Raw genomic sequence first — 18979 nt, forward strand, 5'->3', positions numbered from 1 at the left:
GAGAACGGCGACGGCTACTGTTGCCGGCGGCCGTAGGAGACCGGATACGCGGCCGACCGCGCATCGATCATCGGATCCTGCACCTCGATGCCGGCCGGAAGCGCATTCGGCAGGAACAGCAACTGGCGCTGGGCGGCGTCGCTGTCCTGGACAGCTTTCGTGATCGAAATCGTCCCGAGTTCGACAGTCTGGCGGGTGTCCGGCCAGGCAATTGACGGATCGTCGAGCTTGTCCTCGGCGGCCGCGACCTGGAGCAGCATCCTGAAACTGACCGGCGCTTGCGCGACCCGCGCCCGGATTTCCGTGCTCAGATAGTCAGCCGCTCGCTTGGCCGCCTCCGCACCGCTCAGGAAGTGCGCGCCCGCCACCGGCTGGAACTGATAGCGGCCGTAAGTGACCTTGCCGGCGCCGTTGACGAACTTGAACGTGTTGACGCCAAAATAAGGCAGCGTGCCATAGCTCTCCGGCGGCGGCTTCGGCGCGGTCAGGAACGCCTTCGCGACAGGGTGCGCCGCCAGATATGTGTCGAGCGGCGTCGGCTTGGCCGCGTTGGCACCACGGCTTCCCAACGCAACCAGCAAGTCGTGAAAGTCGTCCGCGGTGGGTGACGGAAAGCCGTTGAACGAGTGGGCGACGATGTCGCTGTCGCTGCCGTCAGGCAGCCTGAACTTGATCGCGAAGCCGCGCGGACTGGCCAGTTCGTGATTGTCGGGAATGTCAGGAATCCCGGCGAAGTCCGAGAAGCGCACCGTTACAGGCACTGCCGTACCCTGCAGATGCGGCGCCTTGCTGACGCCCGATGCTTGCGCCCCCGGCGTGAACGTGCCCTCCAGCACAATGCCCTTGGCATGGACCGCGCGCGCACCCGGATGCTTGCCGAACACGCCGTTCAAGGCATCGACCAGTTGCTCCGGCGTTGACGTCTGGGCAGCCGGCGCTCCGGACGGCGTCTGGGCGCCGGCGGCCCCCGCGAACCCGAGCGAAATCGCAAGCATGAAGAGCGGCAAATTGCGAGGCATGATCAGACTCCAGAGCAAATGAAACGAGATCGCCGTCTCGCGGCTTTCGTTGCCACGAGGCGAGCACATAGCGAAACACACGCAAGATCGAACGGACCGGAACGCCGCGTCCGGAGCTACTTCAGTTCGCCGGTGATGAACTGTGCGCGCCCCATGCCGAACGACCAGTCCTCATCGTCATTGATCACGAAGTTGATGACGAGGTCGCTCGGTGCAATCCCGCAGGCCGACGACAGCCGCTCGGCGAGCACGCGATAGAAATCCAGCTTCAACGCCTTGTCGCGCGGACGGCTGGTCAGCTGCAGCATCACCAGCCTATCCGTCCGGCCAATGCCCAATCCGGTGTCGAGCGCGACGACGCGTGACCGCGGATGAACATGCACGACCTGATAGCGATCGCGCTGCGGCACATGGAGGGTTTCGACCAGCACGTCGTGGGTGACATCGAGCAGCCGCTGGATCTCTGCATCGCTTCGTCCCTCGATCAAATCAAACCGCAGAAACGGCATGTTGATGGCTCCTTGCACGATCTGCCGAGGACTAAGGCTTCGGAGCAACTGCCGGCGATCAGTTGCCACCGCATAGCGGACCGGCCGGAGTGGAGCTGATCCAATCCGCGTCAGTTTCAGTGTTTCGAAATGTCATGTGTGATCGCGGCTCTCGGCTCAGCCCATCAGGCGAACCGGACCGCTCTCTTCCGACTTGCCGCATTGAAGCATGCCGCCGGATGGAGGGATAATGATTATCTGAGATGGCAGTGATCTGAATCCCAGATCACGTCTCGTCGATGCGCCGAAGTGAGCAAGCCGATGGCCGGCGCGTCCGCCTATTTCTTCCAGGGGGCATCGCCGCGTGCCGCAGCCGCAGCGAAGACGCCCTGCTCGTAGTCGATGAAGGCGCGTATCATCGCGCGGTAGGCGGCTTCCGCAACTTTGGGCGACAGCCCGTCCGCTTCCGCAAGCGCCATCGCCTTCTTCACGACGGCCTCGGCGCGCTCGGGCGCCTCGACCTGCGCCGGGTTGGCCTTGAAGCGGGCGGCCTCATGGACGTAGCGGCCGCGCTCGGCCATCAGGCGCACGATCTCGCGGTCGAGCCGATCGATGTTGCTGCGCACCTCGCCAAGCGTCTTGCAGCAGGCGCCGTTGTCGACGGTGGGACTGCCCCACAGCGCCGGCGCATTGGTTGCGGGTTCCTCGGCCCACGCCATGGCGGGAATCAGAATCGTCAACAGAACCACCGGCAATCGCATCGAACGCCTCCCAGGCAGCGCGCACACCCGGCGATTGTTATGCCGATTTTGTGCGCCGATGGAAGCCAGCTGCCTTGGAGCGATCAACCGATGTCGATTGCGGCCAACGCCTCACCCACTTTCTTCTGGGCGTCCGGAGGCAGCGGCAAGATCGGACGCGGCGGCTCGGCTGCGCATATCCCTCTGAGATTGGCGATCGCGTAGACGACGCGCAGGCTCGAGAATGTCTTGAGCAGCTGCCAGACCGGCTGCAGACGCGCATCAAGCTGCCGCGCCCTGGCGGCATCGCCACTTGCCACGGCGCGGACGATATCGAGGCAGACCTTGGGGAATATCCCTGCGAGAACGCTGTACCAGGTCTCGCCGCCCGCCAGCAGCGCCTCGGTGCAATTCCAGTCGGCGCTGTAACCCAGCGAGAAACCGCCCGGCACCACGGCCCGCAATTCAGCGACATGGCCCGCCAAGGCAGAGGCGTCCAGCGCCGGACTCTTCACCGCAATAATCCCCTCCACATGACTCAAACGACCGATCAACGCCGGTGTGAATCGGAAATGCGTGGTGCCCGGATTGTCGTAGATGCAGATCGGCAATTTGCTCTCACGCGCCACGGTTTGGAAGTGCTCGAAGACCTCGTCATCCGTCAGCGGCGTATAGGACACCGGCGCCAGCAGGCCGGCCGCCGCGCCGACATCACGCGCATCCTGCGCCAGCCGCACCGCATCGTCGGTGCGCAGCGCGCCGACGCCGACCAGGATCGGCGTCTTGCCATCCGCGAGGGCGGCAGCCGCCTGCACCGCGCGCCGCCGCTCGTCGCGGCTGAAATACGGATATGAGCCGGTGCTTCCGAGCAGCCCGATCGAATCCACCTTCGCGGCGATCAAGGGCTCCAGCAATGCGCGGAGAGCGCCCGCATCGACCTGTCCATCTCGAGACGAGGGCGTGATCGGGAAGGCGGAAAGCCCCTTGAGATTGACCATCGATTGCTCCTGTTCAGTAACCGCCGCGCGAACGGCGAAGTCGCATTCCGGCCGTTGCCGCCGCGCCATCAATCGCCGCGCGCAGTATTGCTTGCAAGGTCCAGTTTGCTGCGGACTTCGCAGCAAACTGGTCCAGTGCTCGATGGATCCCGCGGTCCGCGGAATGGCGCGGGCTGCGGTTATTCGAGCATCGTGGTCAGCTGCGCGCCTTCGTCCGCCACGAACACTGCGATCAGCTCCGCCGGCTCCGTGGTGCTCGCATTGGCCGAGACCATGTGGGTCGAGCCCGGCGGCTCGAAGAAGGACTGTCCGACCTTGAAGGTTTCGACCGGCCCGCCGCCGAGCTGGGAGCGGATCTCGCCCTTGGTGATGTAGGCCGTCACCGAGCCGGAATGACGATGCGGCGGTGTGAAGCCGCCGGGGCCGTAGAACACGCGCACCACGGTGACGCGCTTGCCCGGCACGTTCGGCAACGCATGTGAGGTGATGACCTCGACCTTGCCGAGCGGCGACGCCGCATTCGCGCTGGCGCATAGCGGCGCGATCACCGCGGAAATCGCATCCATCGGGGTCGGCAGCGCCTTGCCGATCACGAAGGCCGAAGCCAGTCCCGCAATTGCGGCCAGCAAGACCGGCCGCGGCGGCCGCACGAATGCAAGTGATGGTGTCATTGCCATCGAGGTCATCGGTCGTTCTCCCCTGTCGATTGCTCTTGAGATCGTCTCACGACGCCGCAGCGGCGACCCGCTGCCGGCGCGGCGGCGGCGTCCAGCGATAGGCGGCGCCGAACCGGTTCCAGACATTGATCGAAGCGATCGCCGAGGTCAGGTAGGTCAGCTCTTTTTCAGAGAATTCGGCGGTGGCCTCGGCATAGACCTCGTCGCTGACGCCGTTCGGCAAGGTCGTCAGCGCCTCGGTCCAGGCCAGCGCGGCGCGCTCGCGCGCCGAGAACTGCGGCACCTCGCGCCACACCACGACGAGGTTGAGCTTGTCGACGGGCACGCCGAGGCTCTCGCCCTGCAGGATGTGATACTGCACGCAGAAGGCGCAGCCATTAATCTGCGAGGCGCGCAGCTTGACCAGTTCGAGCAGCTGCTTGTCGAGACCGGCCTTCGCCGCGAACTGGCCGAGGTCACGCACGACGGCGAAGACATCGGGGGCGAGCTTCTCGAAGTCGGTATATTCCTTGCGGGCATGTGACATTGGCTTGGCCTCATGTTATCAGTGTACTGACACATTATCAGAGCTCTGATATTGAGCAAGACACAGACATTCGCGAAGGCAACATGGCGGCAATGCAGAAACGAGGGAAATCCGGCATGGCCGAGCGGCGGCCGGCGGGAAAAGCGGCGCCGGGCAAGGTCGCGATCGGGGCGGAAGCAGACGCCCTGCCCGCCTCCGCCGTCCCGCCGCCCGGCGAAGGCAAGCGCGGCGAACAGGGCTATCTCGCCTATCTGCTGCGCCAGGCGCATGCGGCCTCACGGTTGTCGATGGAGCGCCAGCTGGGGAGCCTCGGCGTCACCTCGCCGCAATTCGTGGTGCTGACCATGCTGAAGGCCTATCCGGGTCTCTCAGGCGCCGATCTGGCCCGGGTGGCGCTGCTGACGCCGCAGACGGTCAGCGTGATCATCCGCAACCTCGAACGCGACGGCGCGATCCGCAAGACGCCGCATCCGGTCCACGGCCGGGTGCTGCAGTGGACCCTGACCAGCCATGGAACCGCGCTGCTGGAGAAATGCCGTCACATCGCCCAGGCCCAGGAGCGCCGGCTCGCCGCCGGCCTCGATGCCAAGTCGGAAGCGGTGGTCCGGCAATGGCTGTCAAAAATCGCCACAGATCTGCAGGATAGCTAGAGCATGAGCCGGAAAAGCGGGAACCGGTTTTCCGACAAGGTCATGCTCTAATAATGTCTCCTGCGGCGGCGTGGCTTTTGGCTCACCCGATCGGCGCCGCTAGACTGGCCCGATGAAACAGCCTGATTCTTTGAAATCCCCTGCCCGCCGCGCCATCCTCAAGACGGCGCTCGCGGTGGGCGTGACGCTCGGCACACCGTTCGCCGCGCTGGCCGCCGCACCTGCGGGCTTCGACCAGTGGCGCGACAATTTCCGCGCCCGCGCGTTGGCAAAAGGCATCTCCGAGGCGACCTGGAATCGCTGCATGGCGCGGGTCGAGCCCGACATGAGCGTGTTCAAGCAGATGCGCAACCAGCCGGAATTCCACGAGCAGATCTGGCAGTACATCAACCGCCGGGTCTCCGACTGGCGCATCATCCACGGCCGCGAGGCGCTGAAGAAGAACGAGGCGCTGTTCGCCAGGATCGAACGCGACTTCGGCGTCGAGCGCGGCACGCTGCTCGCGCTGTGGGGCGTTGAGTCAGCCTATGGCGATCCGCTGGTGCAGCAGAACCACATGACGCCGGTGTTTCCCTCGCTCGCCGCGCTCGCCTGGAACGAGCCGCGCCGCAAGGCCTATTGGGAGACCGAGCTGATCAACGCGATGAAGATCGTGCAGCGCGGCTGGAGCACGCCGCAGGAGATGAACGGCTCGTGGGCCGGCGCGATGGGGCATTCACAGTGGATGCCGGAAGTCTGGCTCAATGTCGGCTTCGACTATGACGGCGACGGGAAGGTCTCGCCGTTCGGCCGGCCCGACGACGCGCTGGGTTCGACCGCAAAATATCTCGTCAATCGCGGCAAGTGGCACCGCGGCGAGCATTGGGGCTACGAGGTCCGCGCGGCGAGCGGCGGCGCCAGTGGCAGCCGCACCTATGCAGCCTGGGCCAGCGCCGGCGTCGTCAGGGCCGACGGCCAGCCGTTTCCGCAGCCGAACGCATCGGCGCAGCTCTGGATCCCGGTCGCCGGCGGTCCCGCGTTCCTGCTCGGCCCGAACTTCAACTCGGTGAAGAGCTACAATCCCTCGATGAACTACGCGCTCGCGATCTGCCATCTCGGCGACCGTTGTCTCGGCGGCCCACCCTTCATCCAGCCTTTCCCGGGCTCGGAGCGCGCGCTGACGCTCGCCGAAGTGCAGGAGATGCAGACGCGGCTGACCAAGGCCGGTTTCGACACCGGCGGCACCGACGGCCGCGTCGGCAACGACACCATGCAGGCGATCAAGGATTTTCAGATCAAAGCCGGCCTGCTGCCCGCCGATGGCTATGGCGGGCTCAAGGTGCTGGCGCGGTTGCGACAAGGCGGCTAGGTCATCGTCCAGCGAGCCTGAATATTCCGAGCTGGTGGAAATGACGGGAGAAACATTGATGCAGCCAGCCATCGAGCGCCTTGTCCAAATCGGGCCACTGCCGAGTTCAATTGTTGCGACTGCGCCAATATTGCAAGAGCTGGATGCTTTGCTTGCCAAAGCGCAAACACCGATCACAGATGATGAAGCAAGAGCGTTGGTACGGCTCTTTGGGCCAGACGACTGTTTTGGCCTTTCTTGGTCGCTGCTTCACGTGATCGAGACATCACCTAGCTGGCCAATTGCAGACGCGCTCCGCGGTCTAAGCGGCGAGTGGATCGATAGACTGAGAGAGCGCAACGGCAAAGCGGCTGGCCGGCCGTTATAGCGATCTGCCTATCCCAGCTGAGCGAAAGCGATACCCGGGAAAGCGTTCCCGCATGTCGCTCCGCTCATTCGGGCTACCGCTGTCATTGCGAGCGCAGCGAAGCAATCCATCGATCCGCATGCGCGGCAGCATGGATTGCTTCGTCGCTTCGCTCCTCGCAATGACGAGGACTTAATTCGGTGTCCGCACCACGCCGCCGGCATTCATGCCGCCGTCGATCACGAGCTCGCTGCCGGTGACGTAGCGCGACGCATCAGACGCGAGATAGAGCACGCCTTGGGCGATCTCGATCGCCTGGCCGGCGCGGCCCAGCGGCGTCGCGAACCTTGCGCGCTCCTCCGGATCGATCGGTGCGTTCTGGCCGGCGCCCGTCGCGCCGGTCGGAATCTTGCCCCAGATCGGCGTGTCGATGATGCCGGGATGCACGGAGTTGACGCGGATGCCGTCGCCGACCTGCGCGCATTCCATCGCGATCGACTTGGCGAACAGCCGCACCGCGCCCTTGGTCGCGCTATAGCCGGAGAGCGTCGCCGCACCACGCAGGCCGGCCAGTGACGACATCATGATGATCGAGCCGCCGCCATGCTTGCGCATCAACGGCAGCGAATGCTTCACCGACAGGAACACGCCATCGATATTGATCGCAGTCTGCCGGCGCCAGTCCGCGAGCGACATCTCGACGATCGACGGCGCCCCGATGCCGATGCCGGCGTTGGAGACCATGATATCCAGGCGGCCATGGCGCCTGCCGATATCAGCGACGACCTCGATCCAGCGCTCCTCGCTGGTGACGTCTTGCGGCAGGAAGCTCACCTTGCGCCCGGCCTTGGTGAGCCGCGCTGCGAGCTCGGGTCCCCTCAACTCGTCGATATCGGTCGCAACAACCGTCGCGCCTTCCTGCGCCAGCAATTCGACGATCGCCTCGCCGATACCCGACGCGCCGCCGGTCACCAGCGCGACCTTGCCTTCAACCTGTCCTGCCATGTCCTCTCCCAACGTTTCTTATCGGATCACCGCCGGGCCCTGGTCCGGTGCCGCGACGTCGAGGACACGGAATTGCACACGTTCGCTGCCTTGCCAACGGTCGACCGCAAGAGAGCCCGCCACGTGCAATTGCTGACCGCGATTTTGCGTCAAGGCGCTGCCGAGCTTCTGTCCGACCGAGCGGAATGCGATGCCGTTGACGATGGAACCATCGCCGGACTTGAAGCGCAGCCGCAAATGCGCCTGCCCGACCTCGTCGGCATAGACCAGCTGATGCGACGGCAGCGCGATCACCGGCTCCGGATTGGCGCTGCCGAACGGCCCCGCGCGATTGAGCGTTGCGGCGAATTCCGGCGTCACCGCACGCGCGGTCACGGCGCCATCGATGAACAGCTCGTTCTCGTGGCGCGAATTGGCGACGTCGGCCGCCAGTGCGCTTTCCATGTAGGCGCGGAATTCGGCGAGCTTCTCCTTGCGCAGTGTGACGCCGGCCGCCATCGCGTGCCCGCCGCCTTTCATCAGCAGGCCGTCATGCACCGCCTGGCGCACCGCCTTGCCGAGATCGACGCCGCCGATCGAGCGCCCCGATCCGGTGCCGATGCCACCCGGCTCGAGCGCGATCGCAAACGCAGGACGCGCGAACTTCTCCTTCAGCCGTGCCGCGACGAGCCCGACCACGCCGGGATGCCAGCCTTCCGCCGCGGTGACGATGACCGCGCCCTTGTCCTCGAGCCCGAGCGAAGCCAATGCCTCCGCTTCGGCCTGTGCTTCAGCCGCCTGCTCGATCACGCGACGTTCGTTGTTGAGGCGATCGAGCTCGGCCGCGATCCGCGCCGCCTCTGAGACGTCGCCTTCGAGCAGCAGCCGCACGCCGAGATCGGCGCGCCCGATACGGCCGCCGGCATTGATGCGCGGCCCCAGCATGAAGCCGAGATGCCAGGCCTCCGGCGGGCCATTGAGCCGCGCCACATCCATCAGCGCGGTGTGGCCGACATGGTCGCGGCGGCGCATCGCGATCAGGCCTTTTGCAACGAAGGCCCGGTTCAGCCCGATCAGCGGCGCGACGTCGGCGACGGTGCCGAGTGCGACGTGATGCAGCACGCTGAGCAGGTCCGGCTCCGGCATCTCGCGGGTCCAGAAGCCGCGCTGGCGCAGCTCGCGGTTCACCGCAACCAACGTCACCAGCACGAGCCCGACGGCGGCGAGATGACCGAGCCCGGAGAGATCGTCGGGCCGGTTCGGATTCACCAGCGCGTCGACCTCGGGCAATTCATCGCCGGTCTGGTGATGATCAATCACCACGACCGACATGCCGAGCTTCCTGGCCTCCGCCAACGGCTCGATGCTGGTGGTGCCGCAATCGACCGTGACCAGCAGCGTCGCGCCCTTGGCCGCCAGCGCGCGGACGGCGTCGACGTTCGGCCCGTAGCCTTCGAAGATGCGGTCGGGAATGTGAATCAGCGGGTCCAGCCCGCAATGGCGCAGATGCCAGGTCAGCAGTGCCGCCGAGGTCGCGCCGTCGACGTCATAGTCGCCGAAGATCGCGACCTGCTCGCCACGGACAGCGGCATCCGCGATGCGCCTAGCCGCGTGCTCCATCTCGGTGACCGTATGCGGGTCCGGCATCAGCTTGCGGATGGTCGGGTCGAGGAAGTCGGCGACCTCGTCGATTGCGACGTCGCGCCCCGCCAGCACGCGCGCCAGCATTTCCGGCAGATTGTGCCGCTGCACGATCGCGAGCGCCCGCGCCGCCCCGCGCGCATCCAGCCGGTCGCGCCAGAGTTTTCCGGTCAGCGACCGCGTCACGCCAAGGAACGCCGGCGGCGTCTCGATGGGCAGTGCGGATGCGTGCAGCGTCATGATTCCTTATCCAATCACCAGGAATCGTAGCGCTTCAGTGAATCCCAGGCCAGTTCTAGCAGCCCATCCTATCCGCGATTTCCCCGAAATCCTTGGCCACGATGTCCCATGCGCCGGTGGCCTCGAAATCGACCTTCTGCAAGGGACCGTATTCGGTCGGACGCGCGACGAAGGCAGTCTTCAGGCCGTGCTTCTGCGCGTGCTTGAGGTCGTAATTGTGGGCGGCAACCATCATCACCTGCTCCGGCGGCAGGCAGAGCAGCTTCGCGGCGCCGAGATAGGTCTCCGGATCGGGCTTGTAGTGCTCGAACAGCTCGGCCGACATCACGAGGTCCCACGGGAGCCCTGCAAACTTCGCCATGTTGGTGAGTAGCGCGACGTTGCCGTTGGAGAGCGGCGAGATGATGTACTTGGTCTTCAGCCGGGTCAGGCCGGCGACGCTGTCGGGCCACCCGTGCAGGCGATGCCAGCCCAGCGTCAGATGCTGCAGGTCGGCCTCGGTCAGCCCCTTGATGTCGAATTGCGCGACCAGCTTCTCCAGCGAGCGGCGATGCAAGACGTCGAGGATCACATAGCCGTTCTGCGGGTTCTTGCGCACCTCGTCCATCGAGGCCGCATAGACCGCGCGCCAGCCGTCGACCAGCGCGATCCAGTCGGCCTTGAAGCCGCGCTTCTCTCCCCATGTCGTGAAATCGTTGATCAGGCTGGTGCGCCAGTCGACCACGGTGCCGAACACGTCGAACACCAGCGCCTTGACCACGGACAGATCGGACATGCGCGTCTCCCGTTTTTCTTGTTGTTATTTGTCCCGTCGTTCCGGGGCGATGCGAAGCATCGAACCCGGAACCTCGAGATTCCGGGTTCGTCCTTCGGACGCCCCGGAATGACGTGTCTGTTAGTCCAGGTGGAACTTCTCCAGCTGCCGGTGCTCGGCCTTGATGTAGCGCACGGTGCCGGTGACCGAGCGCATCACGACCGTCTCGGTCTCGATCACGTCCTTCTTGAACTTCACGCCGGTCAGCAGCGAGCCGGTGGTGACGCCGGTGGCGGCGAACAGGCAGTCGCCCTTTGCCATGTCCTCGATGCCGTAAATCATCTTCGGATCGGTGACGCCCATCTTGTGGGCGCGCTCGCGCTTCTCCTCGGTGTCGAGGATCAGGCGGCACTGCATCTGGCCGCCGATGCAGCGCAGCGCGACCGCCGCCAGCACGCCCTCGGGCGCGCCGCCGGTGCCGATATACATGTCGACGCCGGTCTCATCGGGCTTGGCGCAGTGAATGACGCCGGCGACGTCGCCATCGGTGATCAGCTGCACGGCAGCGCCGGTCGAGCGCACGCTGTTGATGATGTCGGCATGGCGCGGACGGTCGAGCACCAGCACGTTGATGGCGGTCGGGTCGACGCCCTTGGCCTTGGCGAGCCGGCGCACGTTGTCGGCCGGCGGCGCGTCGAGCTCGATCACGTTCTTGGCGTAGCCCGGGCCGATCGCGATCTTCTGCATGTAGACGTCGGGCGCGTGCAGCAGCGTGCCGCCATCGGCCATCGCCATGGTGGCGATCGAGCCCGGCATGTTCTTGGCGCACAGCGTGGTGCCCTCAAGCGGGTCGACCGCGATATCGACCTTGGGACCGGCATTGAGGCCGACCTTCTCGCCGATGAACAGCATCGGCGCCTCGTCGCGCTCGCCCTCGCCGATCACGACCGTCCCCTCGATCGGCAGCTTGTTGAGCTCGCGCCGCATCGCGTCGACCGCAGCCTTGTCGGCGGCCTTCTCCTGGCCGTGGCCGCGCAGCCGCGCGGCCGACACCGCAGCGCGCTCCGTCACGCGCACGATTTCGAGCGTCAGGATGCGCTCGAGCAGCATCTGCGGCGGAACGGAAATATGGGTCGACATCGGCGTACTCCTTAAGCCTCGGGGACAGGCCAGCCTGCCCGCATCAATCGTCTCACGCCCGACCCGTTCAGGCCATGCGTTAGTTTTTCTCGATCCGGATCACCTGCGGCCTGCCGCTGATGACCTTATCGCGCTGCACTGCGGCCAGCGCACGATGCACGGCATCCTCGCTGGTCGCATAGGTAATCAGAATGACCGGAACCGGTGAAGGTTTTTTGGCCGCACCGTTCACATCGACGCCATCCGGATGCCGCTGCACGATGGATTCCAGAGATATCTTCTGTTCCGCAAGGCGGGTGGCGATTGTTGCGGCAGTGCCTGCAAGATCGCGCGCCATCAGGCGGATATAGTAGCCACCCTCGTGGCGTTCCATCGGCGCCTTGGTGGTGTCGCGCAACCGTTCCACCGGACGACCGAACGGCTTGGCGCGGATGCCGCGCGCGACGTCGGCGATGTCGGCGACCACGGCCGAGGCGGTCGCGCCGCCGCCGGCGCCCGGCCCGACCAGCGTGATCGGCGGAATGCCCTCGCCATCGATTGCGACAGCATTGGTGACACCCATCACCTGCGCGATCGAGGATGATTTCGGCACCATGGTCGGATGCACGCGCTGCTCAATGCCCTTTGCCGTGCGTACGGCAACGCCGAGCAGCTTGACCCGGTAGCCGAGTTCCGAAGCCGCCTTGAGGTCTTCCGGCGTGATCGAGGAGATGCCTTCGACGTAAACCGCGCTCTCCGCGACCTTGGTTCCGAAGGCGAGGCTCGCCAGGATCGCAAGCTTCTGCGCGGTGTCGTGACCATCGACGTCGAATGACGGATTGGCTTCGGCATAGCCGAGGCGCTGGGCGTCCTTCAGGCATTCCTCGAACGACAACCCCTCCTGCTCCATCCGGGTCAGGATGTAATTGCAGGTGCCGTTCAAGATGCCGTAGACGCGGTTGACGCTGGTGCCGGCGAGGCCCTCGCGCAGCGTCTTGATCACCGGGATCGCCGCACCGACCGCCGCCTCGAAGTTCAGCGCGCCGCCGTGCTTCTCGGCGGCTGCGGCAAGCCGCAGTCCATGCTTGGCGATCAGCGCCTTGTTGGCGGTGACGACCGACTTGCCCGTTTTCAGCGCGGTCTCGATCGCGGACAGCGCGGGATCGCCGGCGCCGCCCATCAGCTCGACGAAGCAGTCGATGTTGGGATCTTCGGCCAGCGCCTCGGGGCTCTTCGCCCAGGCGATATCGCGCAGGTCGAGGCCGCGCTTCTTGGCCTTGGAGCGCGCCGTGACGGCGACGACGCGGACGGGCCGGCCGCTGCGCTCGGCCAGCGCCCGTCCTTGCGTTTCGATGAGGCGGACGACATCGGCACCGACGGTGCCGAGCCCCGCTATGCCCACGTTCAGGGGTGCGACCATGGATTTAAGGGACCTGGAGATTAAGCAACCTGGAAGGATTAGCGTCGGTTGGCGAGAGGAACGACGTTGTGCAACGTTTCGATGCCGCTTTCAAGGAAGCGGCGCACGCCGCGCGCGGCCTGCCGGATGCGCTGCTCGTTCTCCACCATCGCGATGCGGACATAGCCCTCGCCGTGCTCGCCGAACGCGACGCCCGGCGACACCACGACGCCGGATTTCTCCACCATCAAGGTTGCGAACTGCATGCTGCCGACGGCCTCGAACGCCTTGGGCAGCGGCGCCCAGGCGAACATCGAGGCCTGCGGCGGCGGAATGTCCCAGCCGGCGCGGCCAAATGACTCAACCAGCGCATCGCGCCGCTTGCGGTAGGTGTCGCGCATCTCGCGGATGCAGTCGTCGGGACCGTTCAGCGCCGCGGTCGCCGCCACCTGGACCGGCGTGAAGGCGCCGTAATCGAGGTAGGATTTGACCCGCGCCAGCGCTGCGATGATGCGCTCATTGCCGACCGCAAAGCCCATGCGCCAGCCGGCCATCGAGAATGTCTTCGACATCGAGGTGAATTCGACGGTGACGTCGATCGCGCCGGGCACCTGCAGCACCGACGGCGGCGGCTTGTCCTCGTCGAAATAGACCTCGGCGTAGGCGAGATCGGACAGGATGAAGATGTCGTGCTTCTTGGCGAATGCGACGAGATCCTTGTAGAAGTCGAGGTCAGCGACATAGGCGGTCGGGTTCGACGGATAGCAGACGATCAGCGCGATCGGCTTCGGGATCGAATGAACGATCGCCCGCTCGACCGCCTCGAAGAATTGCGGCGTCGGCTCCGACGGCACCGAGCGGATCACGCCGCCCGCCATCAGGAAGCCGAACGCATGGATCGGGTAGCTCGGGTTCGGGCAGAGCACGACGTCGCCGGGCGCGGTGATCGCCTGTGCAACGTTGGCGAACCCCTCCTTCGAGCCGAGCGTCGCAACGACCTGGGTATCGGGGTTCAGCTTGACGCCGAAACGGCGCGCGTAATAAGCGGCCTGAGCCTTGCGCAGGCCATTGATGCCGCGCGAGGCCGAGTAGCGGTCGGTGCGCGGCTTGCCCAGCGTCTCCTTGAGCTTCTCGATGACGTGCGGCGGGGTCGGCAGGTCCGGATTGCCCATGCCCATGTCGATGATATCGGCCCCGGCGTTGCGCGCGGCCGCCTTGGCCTGGTTGACCTTTTCAAAGACGTAAGGCGGCAGACGGCGAATGCGGTAAAAATCTTCCATGGGACCCTTGCTCCGACAACCGCGACGCCAGAATCGCCTCCCTTTGCCGGCTTTTCGGAAGCCTGCACGGCCTCTTACAGAAATCGCGCCGAATCAATGACTTAGTGCGAATTCAGGGGCACGATCGGGGGGCTGCGGCCGGATCTGCGGTTGAATTGGGTTTCTTTTAGCACGGACGCCGGGCGGCGCCAGCGCTGATCGGCCGCCTGATGCGGCCTCACTTCCCGGCCTGGGCCGCCGTCGAGGCCTGGCGAGCGCGCGCCGCAATCAGCTCCTGCTCGATCTTGGCCTGATCCGCCGGCTTGATGGTCGGATCGGCCCGGTCGGGCGGCAGGTCATGGACCGGGAGGTATCCGTTGGCATCCTTTTGCCGCGCCGGCGCGTCGGCCGGCATTGCCATATCGGCGATCGTGCTCGAGCACCCGCCCAGCGCCAGCAATGACGCGAGCAGCACCGCGGCCGCGAGCCCCCTGTTCTTTCGATCGATCGGCATGCGCCGAATTGTCCCCAACAAGCTAGCGCGCACGTCGCACGGTTGCCGACACGGGTCGCACTGGTACGAGCCTTGCAGCGTCCCCGCTGCGTTAATTCTGGCTTTAGCGTTTCAAACCATTGTCGCCCGAAACGCTTAAACCGTGAACAACAAAAGCGACCCCTGAGGCTTCAATATGACGGAACAAAGATTTTTTGTCGCACCGCAACAGAGCGAAACATCTGATTTTCACTGATTTTCGTTGCCGCACCGCGCGATGACGCCCCCCAAACGACGCGATATTGTCCTTCAGATGAGCAACGTCAGCACCGACACCCAAGCCACCCCGAAATTCAACGCCGAAGCCTTCGCCATGAACATCGCACGGGCGATGGAGAGCAGCGGCCAGGCGCTGGCAGCCTATCTCAAGCCGCGCCAGACCGGCGAAGTCCGCGACAAGCCGCCGAACGAGTTCGGTGAGGTCATCAAGACCTTCAGCGTGATCGCCGAATATTGGCTGTCCGACAAGGAGCGCGCCTCGTCGCTACAGATGCAGCTCGGCAAGGATTACCTCGATCTCTGGGGCTCGGCAGTGCGCCGCATGGCTGGCGAGGCCGATGCCAAGCCCGCGATCGCGCCCGCTCCGCGCGACAAGCGCTTCCAGGATCCGGAGTGGAAGTCGAATCAGTTCTTCGACTTCATCCTCCAGCTTTATCTGCTGACCGCGAAATGGGCGCAGCAGCTGGTCAACGACGCCGACGGCATCGACCCCCACACGCGGAAGAAGGCCGAATTCTACGTCCAGCAGATCACCAACGCGCTGGCGCCGTCGAATTTCGTCTTGACCAATCCGGAAGTGCTGCGCGCCACCGTCGAGACCAACGGCGACAATCTGGTGCGCGGCATGAAGATGCTGGCCGAGGATATCGAAGCCGGCCACGGCACGCTGAAGATCCGCCAGTCCGATTCGAGCAATCTCGAGGTCGGCGTCAACATGGCGACGACGCCGGGCAAGGTGATCTACCAGAACGAGCTGATGCAGCTGATCCAGTATTCGCCGGCAACGGAGAACGTGCTGCGCACGCCGCTCTTGATCGTGCCGCCATGGATCAACAAGTTCTACATCCTCGATCTGCGCCCCGAGAAATCCTACATCAAATGGTGCGTCGACCAGGGCATCACGGTGTTCGTGATCTCCTGGGTCAATCCGGACAAGGAGCTCGGCAAGAAGACCTGGGCCGACTACATGACCGAGGGCCCGCTCACGGCGATGGACGTGATCGAGAAGGTCACCGGCGAGTTGAAGGTGCACACCGCCGGCTATTGCGTCGGCGGCACCATGCTCGCCTCGACGCTCGCCTATCTCGCCGAGAAGCGCCGCCAGCGCGTGACGTCGGCGACGTTCTTTGCCGCGCAGGTCGACTTCACCCACGCCGGCGACTTGCTGGTGTTCGTCGACGAGGACCAGATCTCGGCGCTGGAGCGCGACATGCAGGAATCCGGCGTGCTCGAAGGCAGCAAGATGGCGATGGCCTTCAACATGCTGCGCTCCAACGACCTGATCTGGTCGTATGTCGTGAACAATTATCTGAAGGGCCAGCCGCCCTCCTCGTTCGACCTGCTGCACTGGAATTCGGATGCGACGCGGATGCCGTCGTCGAACCACTCCTACTACTTGCGCAACTGCTATCTGGAGAACCGGCTGTCGACCGGCACCATGGTGCTCGACAACACGCTGCTCGATCTGTCGAAGGTGAAGGTTCCGGTCTACAACCTCGCCGCACGCGAGGATCACATCGCACCGGCGGAATCGGTACTGTACGGTTCGCAGTTCTTCGGCGGCCCGGTGAAGTATGTGCTGTCCGGCTCCGGCCATATCGCCGGCGTGGTCAACCCGCCCGCTTCAAAGAAGTACCAGTACTGGACCAACGACAACATCAAGGACATGAAGCTCGCCGACTGGCTGAAGGGCGCCGAGGAGCACAAGGGTTCGTGGTGGCCCGACTGGCGCGGCTGGCTGGAGAGCCATGATCCGGAGACGGTGCCGGCGCGCATGGTCGGCTCGAACGGGGCGTCGGTGCTCGAGGACGCTCCGGGCAGCTATGTCCGCGTCCGCGCGTAGCGCCAAGCGTTCGTAGCGCCAAGTCTCTCGCTCAGCTATAAACAGACGATCCCGACGGTCGGGAATCGAATTGACGTGAGGGGGAAACGATGACGCGCGAACTGTTCTGGCTGTCGCTGACGGTGATCCTGACCGGGCTGTTGTGGATCCCCTACATCATCAACCGCTGCCAGGTACGCGGCCTCTCCGGCGCCATGGGCAATCCCTCGCGTGGCGACAAGCCGCATGCCGAATGGGCCAACCGGCTGATGTTCGCGCATGACAATGCGGTCGAGAACCTCGTGATCTTCGCGCCGCTGGTGCTGATCCTCAACGCGGCCGACTATTCCACGAAATGGACCGTGCTGGCCTGTGCCGTCTATTTCTGGGCCCGCGTCGCGCACCTGATCGTCTACACGCTGGGCCTGCCGGTATTCCGCACGCTGGCCTTCACGGTCGGTTTCCTCGCCCAGGCGGTGCTGGCGCTCGCAGTATTCAAGATCGTCTGAACCAGATCTTTCCGCCGGTTGCGGCACCAGCCGCACCGGCGCGGCACCATCTATCCGCCCTTGCGCACGACGATATGCAGCATCGTCGCGGGCGCCTCGTCAAAACTCTTGATCTCGCTGGTGTCCGACGAGACCTCGGTCCATGCTCCTGACGCGGCGTAGGTCGCCGCCAGCCAGTCCGCCGCCGGATAATTGTAATATCGGCCGATGCTGTCGCGGCCATCGCCATGGCCGATCTTGTAGCTCGCGTAGAACACGCCGCCAGCTTTCAGCGCCCGATGGATGCGGCCGATTATGCCGGCCAGTTCGTCGCGCGGCACATGCAGCAGGCAGGCGCTCGCCCAGACGCCGTCATAAGCCTCACGATCTTCCAGCTCGTCGAACAGCATCGCCTCGACGGGATGATTGATGCGGCGTGCCGCGACTTCGGCCATCTCGGGGGAACCGTCGGTCGCGCGCAGCACGAAGCCTTCGGCGAGCATGACGGCGGCATGATTGCCGGCGCCGCAGCCGAGTTCGAGGATTGCGCCGCCCGGCGGCAACAGCTTGAGAAAGCCGATCAGCCGGGTCGACGGTGCTTTCGCCCACCCGGCATAGGCCTCGGCATTGCGCCGGTAGAATTGCAGCGTGGCGTCGTCCACGATGCGGCCTCGCGTCAGCTGTCGGAGAGCCCCAGCATCAATCGCATGTTCTGGACCGCGGCACCCGAAGCGCCCTTGCCCAGATTGTCGAGCCGGGCGACCAGCACCGCCTGGCGATGCTTGTCGCTGGCGAACACGTAGAGCTCGAGCTGGTTGGTCTCGTTGAGCGCTTCCGGCTCGATCTTGCCGCCCGCGGCGGCCTCGTTCTGCAGCGGCATCGCCGAGACGTATTTGCTGCCGGCGTACCACTTCGCCAGCACCGCCTGCAGATCGGCTCCATCAGGCTTGCCCGGCAGCGCGTCGAGCTGCAGCGGCACCGAGACCAGCATGCCCTGCCGGTAGTTGCCGACCGACGGAATGAACAGCGGCCGCCTCGTCAGATGCGAGTAGAGCTGCATCTCCGGCACGTGCTTGTGCTCGAAGCCGAGGCCGTAGAGGTGGAACGCCGGCGCCGAGCCGTCCTCGAAGCTTGAGATCATCGACTTGCCGCCGCCCGAATAGCCGCTCACCGCGTTGATGGTGACGGGATAATCGGCGGGCAGCAGGGCGGCATCGACGAGCGGCCGCAGCAGCGCGATCGCGCCGGTCGGATAGCAGCCGGGATTGGAGACCTTCGGCGCGTTGCGGATCTTGTCGGCCTGGTCGGGCGCGAGCTCGGCAAAGCCGTAGGCCCAGTCCGGCGCGACGCGATAGGCCGTCGAGGCGTCGAGCACCTTCGGCGCTGAATTGCCCATGGTGTCGATCAGCGCGACGGTCTCCTTGGCGGCCTCATCCGGCAGGCAGAGGATCACGAGATCCACCTCCTCCATCAGCGCACGCTTGGCGCCGGCATCCTTCCGCTTGTCCTCGGCGATGTGCTTGACCGCGACGTCGCCGATCGAATGCAGCCGCTCCTGGATGCCGAGACCGGTGGTGCCGGACGCGCCATCGACGAACACGGCCTTGGTCGCACCGCTCTTGGTTTTCGGCTGGTGGGTGTCGGTGAGGGTCATGGCACGTTCCTTTTCGAGCTCGTTCGTTTCGTTTGCTAACACATCTGGCCGCGCT

Annotated in this window: 20 protein-coding genes; 5 read left to right on the top strand and 15 right to left on the bottom strand. The window is 65.1% G+C overall.

Features of this window, described 5'->3' with window-relative positions; translation table 11 throughout:
- Positions 1-14: 14 nt before the first annotated feature.
- The 6 genes from FBZ93_RS00860 to FBZ93_RS00885 all read right to left on the bottom strand — a co-directional run bounded on the left by FBZ93_RS00860 (position 15) and on the right by FBZ93_RS00885 (position 4448).
- On the bottom strand, positions 15-1019 hold the full coding sequence (locus FBZ93_RS00860; protein WP_146984127.1) for a catalase family peroxidase: 1005 nt from the start codon (positions 1017-1019) through the stop codon (positions 15-17).
- A 116-nt stretch (positions 1020-1135) separates the two neighbouring features.
- The gene (locus FBZ93_RS00865) at positions 1136-1528 is read right to left on the bottom strand and encodes a tautomerase family protein (protein WP_146984128.1); all 393 of its coding nucleotides are present in this window, start codon (positions 1526-1528) and stop codon (positions 1136-1138) included.
- Positions 1529-1845: 317 nt separating this feature from the next.
- A complete protein-coding gene (locus FBZ93_RS00870) occupies positions 1846-2268 on the bottom strand; it encodes a chorismate mutase (protein ID WP_208763943.1) in 423 nt (140 codons plus the stop codon).
- 83 nt (positions 2269-2351) lie between these two features.
- A complete protein-coding gene (locus FBZ93_RS00875) occupies positions 2352-3245 on the bottom strand; it encodes a dihydrodipicolinate synthase family protein (RefSeq protein WP_146984129.1) in 894 nt (297 codons plus the stop codon).
- A 179-nt stretch (positions 3246-3424) separates the two neighbouring features.
- Positions 3425-3931, bottom strand: a complete 507-nt coding sequence (locus FBZ93_RS00880; protein ID WP_146984130.1) for a cupin domain-containing protein — start codon at positions 3929-3931, stop codon at positions 3425-3427.
- A gap of 37 nt (positions 3932-3968) precedes the next feature.
- Positions 3969-4448 carry a carboxymuconolactone decarboxylase family protein gene (locus tag FBZ93_RS00885; protein ID WP_074129360.1) on the bottom strand — a complete coding sequence of 160 codons (480 nt, stop codon included), beginning with the start codon at positions 4446-4448 and terminating at the stop codon, positions 3969-3971.
- A gap of 83 nt (positions 4449-4531) precedes the next feature.
- On the opposite strand from FBZ93_RS00885, the gene FBZ93_RS00890 reads away from it, so the two are divergent.
- The 3 genes from FBZ93_RS00890 (at position 4532) to FBZ93_RS00900 (ending at position 6813) form a co-directional block, all read left to right on the top strand.
- Positions 4532-5098: a MarR family winged helix-turn-helix transcriptional regulator gene (locus tag FBZ93_RS00890; RefSeq protein WP_146984131.1), complete on the top strand. Its 567-nt coding sequence runs from the start codon at positions 4532-4534 to the stop codon at positions 5096-5098.
- A 112-nt stretch (positions 5099-5210) separates the two neighbouring features.
- Positions 5211-6446: a lytic murein transglycosylase gene (locus tag FBZ93_RS00895; RefSeq protein WP_146984132.1), complete on the top strand. Its 1236-nt coding sequence runs from the start codon at positions 5211-5213 to the stop codon at positions 6444-6446.
- A gap of 58 nt (positions 6447-6504) precedes the next feature.
- On the top strand, positions 6505-6813 hold the full coding sequence (locus tag FBZ93_RS00900) for a hypothetical protein (RefSeq protein WP_146984133.1): 309 nt from the start codon (positions 6505-6507) through the stop codon (positions 6811-6813).
- Positions 6814-6984: 171 nt separating this feature from the next.
- Here the strand turns inward: FBZ93_RS00900 and FBZ93_RS00905 are convergent, their stop codons facing one another.
- The 7 genes from FBZ93_RS00905 to FBZ93_RS00935 form a co-directional block, all read right to left on the bottom strand.
- Complete coding sequence (locus tag FBZ93_RS00905) at positions 6985-7797, bottom strand: SDR family NAD(P)-dependent oxidoreductase (protein ID WP_146984134.1); 813 nt, start codon at positions 7795-7797, stop codon at positions 6985-6987.
- An 18-nt stretch (positions 7798-7815) separates the two neighbouring features.
- Positions 7816-9657, bottom strand: coding sequence for a single-stranded-DNA-specific exonuclease RecJ (gene recJ / locus FBZ93_RS00910; RefSeq protein ID WP_146984135.1), 1842 nt, complete (start codon positions 9655-9657; stop codon positions 7816-7818).
- Positions 9658-9712: 55 nt separating this feature from the next.
- On the bottom strand, positions 9713-10432 hold the full coding sequence (locus tag FBZ93_RS00915) for a haloacid dehalogenase type II (protein WP_146984136.1): 720 nt from the start codon (positions 10430-10432) through the stop codon (positions 9713-9715).
- A 120-nt stretch (positions 10433-10552) separates the two neighbouring features.
- A complete protein-coding gene (gene glpX / locus FBZ93_RS00920) occupies positions 10553-11551 on the bottom strand; it encodes a class II fructose-bisphosphatase (protein WP_050420275.1) in 999 nt (332 codons plus the stop codon).
- A gap of 79 nt (positions 11552-11630) precedes the next feature.
- Positions 11631-12950 carry a homoserine dehydrogenase gene (locus tag FBZ93_RS00925; RefSeq protein WP_146984137.1) on the bottom strand — a complete coding sequence of 440 codons (1320 nt, stop codon included), beginning with the start codon at positions 12948-12950 and terminating at the stop codon, positions 11631-11633.
- A 38-nt stretch (positions 12951-12988) separates the two neighbouring features.
- Complete coding sequence (locus FBZ93_RS00930) at positions 12989-14209, bottom strand: LL-diaminopimelate aminotransferase (protein WP_076860014.1); 1221 nt, start codon at positions 14207-14209, stop codon at positions 12989-12991.
- Between the two features lie 217 nt (positions 14210-14426).
- Complete coding sequence (locus FBZ93_RS00935; protein ID WP_146984138.1) at positions 14427-14702, bottom strand: hypothetical protein; 276 nt, start codon at positions 14700-14702, stop codon at positions 14427-14429.
- Between the two features lie 292 nt (positions 14703-14994).
- Here FBZ93_RS00935 and FBZ93_RS00940 point away from each other — a divergent pair, with 292 nt between their 5' ends.
- Complete coding sequence (locus tag FBZ93_RS00940) at positions 14995-16803, top strand: PHA/PHB synthase family protein (RefSeq protein ID WP_146984139.1); 1809 nt, start codon at positions 14995-14997, stop codon at positions 16801-16803.
- A gap of 89 nt (positions 16804-16892) precedes the next feature.
- Positions 16893-17291, top strand: a complete 399-nt coding sequence (locus tag FBZ93_RS00945; RefSeq protein WP_146984140.1) for an MAPEG family protein — start codon at positions 16893-16895, stop codon at positions 17289-17291.
- Positions 17292-17341: 50 nt separating this feature from the next.
- Here FBZ93_RS00945 and FBZ93_RS00950 read toward each other — a convergent pair whose 3' ends face one another.
- The gene (locus FBZ93_RS00950) at positions 17342-17932 is read right to left on the bottom strand and encodes a class I SAM-dependent methyltransferase (protein WP_146984141.1); all 591 of its coding nucleotides are present in this window, start codon (positions 17930-17932) and stop codon (positions 17342-17344) included.
- A gap of 14 nt (positions 17933-17946) precedes the next feature.
- Positions 17947-18924: an N-acetyl-gamma-glutamyl-phosphate reductase gene (gene argC, locus FBZ93_RS00955; protein WP_146984142.1), complete on the bottom strand. Its 978-nt coding sequence runs from the start codon at positions 18922-18924 to the stop codon at positions 17947-17949.
- Positions 18925-18979 lie beyond the last annotated feature (55 nt).

The organism is Bradyrhizobium macuxiense (assembly GCF_007993935.1).
GTDB classification, from domain to species: domain Bacteria; phylum Pseudomonadota; class Alphaproteobacteria; order Rhizobiales; family Xanthobacteraceae; genus Bradyrhizobium; species Bradyrhizobium macuxiense_A.

What these genes read in the sequence shown, in the direction of transcription:
- recJ (WP_146984135.1), bottom strand. Translation starts at nt 9,657, where the DNA reads ATGACGCTGCACGCATCCGCACTGCCCATCGAGACGCCGCCGGCGTTC.
- FBZ93_RS00940 (WP_146984139.1), top strand. Translation starts at nt 14,995, where the DNA reads ATGAGCAACGTCAGCACCGACACCCAAGCCACCCCGAAATTCAACGCC.
- FBZ93_RS00860 (WP_146984127.1), bottom strand. Translation starts at nt 1,019, where the DNA reads ATGCCTCGCAATTTGCCGCTCTTCATGCTTGCGATTTCGCTCGGGTTC.
- FBZ93_RS00870 (WP_208763943.1), bottom strand. Translation starts at nt 2,268, where the DNA reads ATGCGATTGCCGGTGGTTCTGTTGACGATTCTGATTCCCGCCATGGCG.
- FBZ93_RS00865 (WP_146984128.1), bottom strand. Translation starts at nt 1,528, where the DNA reads ATGCCGTTTCTGCGGTTTGATTTGATCGAGGGACGAAGCGATGCAGAG.
- FBZ93_RS00880 (WP_146984130.1), bottom strand. Translation starts at nt 3,931, where the DNA reads ATGACCTCGATGGCAATGACACCATCACTTGCATTCGTGCGGCCGCCG.
- FBZ93_RS00900 (WP_146984133.1), top strand. Translation starts at nt 6,505, where the DNA reads ATGCAGCCAGCCATCGAGCGCCTTGTCCAAATCGGGCCACTGCCGAGT.
- FBZ93_RS00890 (WP_146984131.1), top strand. Translation starts at nt 4,532, where the DNA reads ATGGCGGCAATGCAGAAACGAGGGAAATCCGGCATGGCCGAGCGGCGG.
- FBZ93_RS00945 (WP_146984140.1), top strand. Translation starts at nt 16,893, where the DNA reads ATGACGCGCGAACTGTTCTGGCTGTCGCTGACGGTGATCCTGACCGGG.
- FBZ93_RS00925 (WP_146984137.1), bottom strand. Translation starts at nt 12,950, where the DNA reads ATGGTCGCACCCCTGAACGTGGGCATAGCGGGGCTCGGCACCGTCGGT.
- FBZ93_RS00885 (WP_074129360.1), bottom strand. Translation starts at nt 4,448, where the DNA reads ATGTCACATGCCCGCAAGGAATATACCGACTTCGAGAAGCTCGCCCCC.
- FBZ93_RS00935 (WP_146984138.1), bottom strand. Translation starts at nt 14,702, where the DNA reads ATGCCGATCGATCGAAAGAACAGGGGGCTCGCGGCCGCGGTGCTGCTC.
- FBZ93_RS00915 (WP_146984136.1), bottom strand. Translation starts at nt 10,432, where the DNA reads ATGTCCGATCTGTCCGTGGTCAAGGCGCTGGTGTTCGACGTGTTCGGC.
- FBZ93_RS00905 (WP_146984134.1), bottom strand. Translation starts at nt 7,797, where the DNA reads ATGGCAGGACAGGTTGAAGGCAAGGTCGCGCTGGTGACCGGCGGCGCG.
- FBZ93_RS00895 (WP_146984132.1), top strand. Translation starts at nt 5,211, where the DNA reads ATGAAACAGCCTGATTCTTTGAAATCCCCTGCCCGCCGCGCCATCCTC.
- glpX (WP_050420275.1), bottom strand. Translation starts at nt 11,551, where the DNA reads ATGTCGACCCATATTTCCGTTCCGCCGCAGATGCTGCTCGAGCGCATC.
- argC (WP_146984142.1), bottom strand. Translation starts at nt 18,924, where the DNA reads ATGACCCTCACCGACACCCACCAGCCGAAAACCAAGAGCGGTGCGACC.
- FBZ93_RS00930 (WP_076860014.1), bottom strand. Translation starts at nt 14,209, where the DNA reads ATGGAAGATTTTTACCGCATTCGCCGTCTGCCGCCTTACGTCTTTGAA.
- FBZ93_RS00875 (WP_146984129.1), bottom strand. Translation starts at nt 3,245, where the DNA reads ATGGTCAATCTCAAGGGGCTTTCCGCCTTCCCGATCACGCCCTCGTCT.